A 3,574-nucleotide genomic window follows, 5' to 3' on the forward strand; every position below is an offset into this window, starting at 1 on the left:
GGCTCCGGCCAGGCCGTTCCGCTGGAGGACTACGACTACGGTCCGTACAACCAGTGAGGCGTCCGTCGAGGCGCCGGGCGGGCTTGAACCACTGAGCACCGCGCGCTGAGGCACAGGAGGGCGGTCACCCCGGTCGGGGTGACCGCCCTTCGGCGTGTCCGGGCGTCGTGGGACGTGTCGGCGGATGTCCCCGGGAACCATCGCGCGGCGCCGAGCGTAGGAGAACAATGAAGGCATTCGCGTTCAGCGGGGGAGGTGTCCGTGTCGTATCCGTCGCCGTGGCAGCCGTGGCAGGGGCAGAGCGGTCCGTCGATGCTGGCCGCCCACGCGGACCGCGAGCGCGCCGTCGATGTGCTCAGAGCGGGTTTCGCCGAGGGGCGCCTGCCGCAGACCGAGTTCGAGCGCCGCGTCCAGCGGGCCTACGAGGCGCGGACCGTGGCCGAGCTGTCCCTGCTCGTCGCGGACCTGCCGCAGGGCCCGTCCGCCGTCCAGCAGCAGCACTTCCCGCAGCCGACGGCGTACGGCGTGCCCCGCACCTTCCTGCCGGCCCCGCCGCCCACCAACGGCAAGGCGGTGGGCGCCCTGATCTGCGGTGTCCTCACCACCATGACCCTCGGTGTCACCGGCATCCCGGCGGTGATCCTCGGGCACACGGCCCGCGGTGAGATCCGCCGCACCGGCGAGGGCGGCGACGGCCTCGCGATCGCCGGGCTCGTCCTCGGCTGGATCTCGATAGCGGGCTGGGCCTTCTTCCTGGCGATCATGCTCCTGGCGGTCGCCTCGGGCTCCTGAGCGCGACGGCGGGCCCGGCCGGGAGTGACCGGGGGAGCGGCCGGGGCAGGCGGTTCTACGGGATGCCGAGTTCGAAGATCACGTAGTGCGCGTACCAGCCGGACGCCAGCGCCGCCGTCGTGAAGAACACCGTGAGGCTCGGCCACTTCAGCCGGCCGAGGGCCGCCGCGGGGGCCAGCAGCAGGGGGAACGCGGGCAGCAGATAGCGGCCGGTGTTGCCGAACATCTGCTGGGTCCCCAGCACCGTCACGATCGACGCCAGGGTGTACGCGACCAGCACCAGCGGGGGCTTCTTGCGCAGCATCAGCGCGATCAGGAAGGGCAGCGCCAGCACGATCTGTACGGCGATCAGGTCGGGCGTGGAGAAGGCGAACAGATAGTCGTTGTGGCCGACCGCGATGTTGCCCAGTACGTCCAGCGTGTAGGCGCCGTAGTCGAAGTAGTGCGCCCAGCCCTCGCGCTGGAGCGTGAAGTACGCGGTGAGGTCGCCCATGCTGAGCCCCACCCAGGTCACGTAGGTGAGCAGGCCGAGCGGCGCCGCGATCATCGCGTACACGGGCCCGGCGACGCCGTGTTCGCGCCGTGTCTCCTTGCGGGCCAGCGTCACGAGCGCGGCGAGCCCCACGGCGCCGATGAGCGCGGCGGACGTCGGCCGGTTGAGCCCGGCGAGGAAGGCGAGCAGCCCCGCCGCCACCCAGCGGTGCTTCATCACGCAGTAGCAGCACCAGGCGGCGACGGCCACGAACAGGGACTCGGAGTAGACCGCCCACTCCACGCCCGCCCCGGGCACCACGGCCCACAGCCCGGCCGCGATCGTCCCGGCCCGGACCCCGGCGAGCGTCGAGACGACGGCGTAGATGCCGGCGGCGGCCACGAAGGACGCCAGGACGGAGATCAGGATCCCGGAGCCGAAGAGCCCGAGGCCGGTGATTTCCGACACGCCCCGGATCAGCCCCGGGTACAGGGGGAAGAACGCGACCGAGTCCTGTTTGACCGTGAACAGGCCACCGGGACCGAGGGGTTGCAGCGGCTTGGGGTCGTAGCCCTTCTCCGCGACCTGGAGGTACCACCAGCCGTCCCAGGTGCCGAGGACGTCCCACCAGTGCGCGCCGCCGCCGAAGCGCGGCTCCTTCTTGTGGAAGTCGTCGGCCCACTCCAGCAACCAGGCGAAAACGGCGAGCCCTACGAGCTTCGTCACACCGTAGAGGAGCAGGGGGGCGCGGTACGGTCGTAGACCTTCCGGAATCGCGAGACGGCGGAACACCGGCGGCCGCTTCGGCTGCCCGCCGGTGGGGCCGGGCTCGTCGGGCGGGGGCGAGTCCGTCGCCGTGTCGCTGCGGGCCGTGCTCATGGCTGGGGTCCCCCCTCGGACGACGGGCCGGCGTGCGGGGGACGGAGCCGAACCGCTGCCCGGATGGTCGTGAAGTGTGGTCATAAGATCGCAACAGAGTCGCACATGTGCGCATCAGCGTGGGGGAGGACGGGTGCCCGAAGAGCCGGACACCGTGGCGGCGGCGACCGTCTTGTCGGTCGTCATACCGATGTTCAACGAGGAAGAGGTCCTGCCCGCCCTGGTCACCAGGCTGCGCCCGGCCCTCGCCGGCCTCGGCGTCGCCTACGAGGTGATCGCCGTCGACGACGGCAGCACCGACCGCACCGCCGAGCTGCTCGCCGCGTTCCGGCTGGGCTGGCCCGAGCTGCGGATCATCGGCCTGCGCCGCAACTCCGGCCACCAGGCCGCCCTCACCGCCGGTCTGGACCGCGCGCGGGGCGCCTATGTGGTCAGCATCGACGCCGACCTCCAGGACCCGCCCGAGAAGATCCCCGAGATGCTGGAGCTGGCCCGGAAGGACGGGCTGGACATCGTCTACGGCATCCGGGCCGACCGGGCCAGCGACACCGGTTTCAAGCGGTGGACGGCCGGCCTGTACTACCGGCTGGTGCGGCGCCTCGCCGGGCCGTCGGTGCCCGCCCAGGCCGGGGACTTCCGGCTGCTCAGCAGGGCCGCCGTGGACGCCCTGAAGGCGCTGCCCGACCAGCAGCGGGTCTACCGGCTCCTGGTGCCCTGGCTGGGCTTCCCCAGCGGCGAGGTGACGTACGAGCGCGCCCCGCGCCCGGCCGGCCAGAGCAAGTATCCGCTCGGCCGGATGATCCGGCTCGCCGTGGACAGCGTCACCGGGTTCTCGGCGGCGCCGCTGCGGGTGGCGACCTGGCTGGGCGGCTTCGCCTTCCTGGTCTGCCTGGGGCTGATGGTCTACACACTGAGCGCGCACGCCTTCGACCACACGGTCCCCGGCTGGACCTCCCTGTTCACCGGGGTGCTGTTCATCGGGGCGGTGCAGCTCGTCTGCGTGGGGCTGCTCGGCGAGTACGTCGGCCGCATCTACACGGCGGTGCAGAACCGGCCGACGTATTTCGTGGGACATGACACAGCCGTGGAGCGTCCCGAGGGGGCCACGAGCCCCGTATCACAAGGGCCCTCGCGCCCCCGAACGTGACCGCGGTGTGTCGGGAGCACTGCCTTTGTTTTGACCGGAGTGGTTGCGCTGGGTACGCTCAGACCTTGTGCCTGGGGTGTGCCCTGGCCCTCGTGCGTGCCTTCCCACCGCACCGGGGCCGCGTGCGGCCACCGCAATCTGCGCCTCTTTCTGCCTCGCGGCGGAAGTCCGCGGGATTCGACACACCCGACCGCGTGGGTCGGAGACGTTCCAGGTTAGCTGTACACATCGGCACACAGAAACCGGAGAAGTAGTGCCTACGATCCAGCAGCTGGTCCGTAAGG

3 protein-coding genes are annotated in these 3,574 nt (G+C 71.4%); 2 read left to right on the forward strand and 1 reads right to left on the reverse strand.

The window, feature by feature from the left end:
• Positions 1 to 261 precede the first annotated feature (261 nt).
• Positions 262 to 792: a DUF1707 and DUF4190 domain-containing protein gene (locus tag G6W55_RS37075; RefSeq protein ID WP_375372510.1), complete on the forward strand. Its 531-nt coding sequence runs from the start codon at positions 262 to 264 to the stop codon at positions 790 to 792.
• A gap of 55 nt (positions 793 to 847) precedes the next feature.
• Here G6W55_RS37075 and G6W55_RS37080 read toward each other — a convergent pair whose 3' ends face one another.
• Positions 848 to 2,143, reverse strand: coding sequence for a glycosyltransferase family 39 protein (locus G6W55_RS37080; protein WP_175524994.1), 1,296 nt, complete (start codon positions 2,141 to 2,143; stop codon positions 848 to 850).
• Between the two features lie 190 nt (positions 2,144 to 2,333).
• Between G6W55_RS37080 and G6W55_RS37085 the strand changes: the two genes are divergently transcribed.
• Complete coding sequence (locus G6W55_RS37085) at positions 2,334 to 3,290, forward strand: glycosyltransferase family 2 protein (protein ID WP_254876591.1); 957 nt, start codon at positions 2,334 to 2,336, stop codon at positions 3,288 to 3,290.
• Positions 3,291 to 3,574 lie beyond the last annotated feature (284 nt).

Source organism: Streptomyces sp. CAI-85 (assembly GCF_013363615.1).
In the GTDB taxonomy this organism is placed as follows: Bacteria; Actinomycetota; Actinomycetes; order Streptomycetales; family Streptomycetaceae; genus Streptomyces; species Streptomyces antibioticus_B.

Coding starts and splice junctions, on each gene's coding strand:
- G6W55_RS37085 (WP_254876591.1), top strand. CDS start 2,334: ATGTTCAACGAGGAAGAGGTCCTGCCCGCCCTGGTCACCAGGCTGCGC.
- G6W55_RS37080 (WP_175524994.1), bottom strand. CDS start 2,143: ATGAGCACGGCCCGCAGCGACACGGCGACGGACTCGCCCCCGCCCGAC.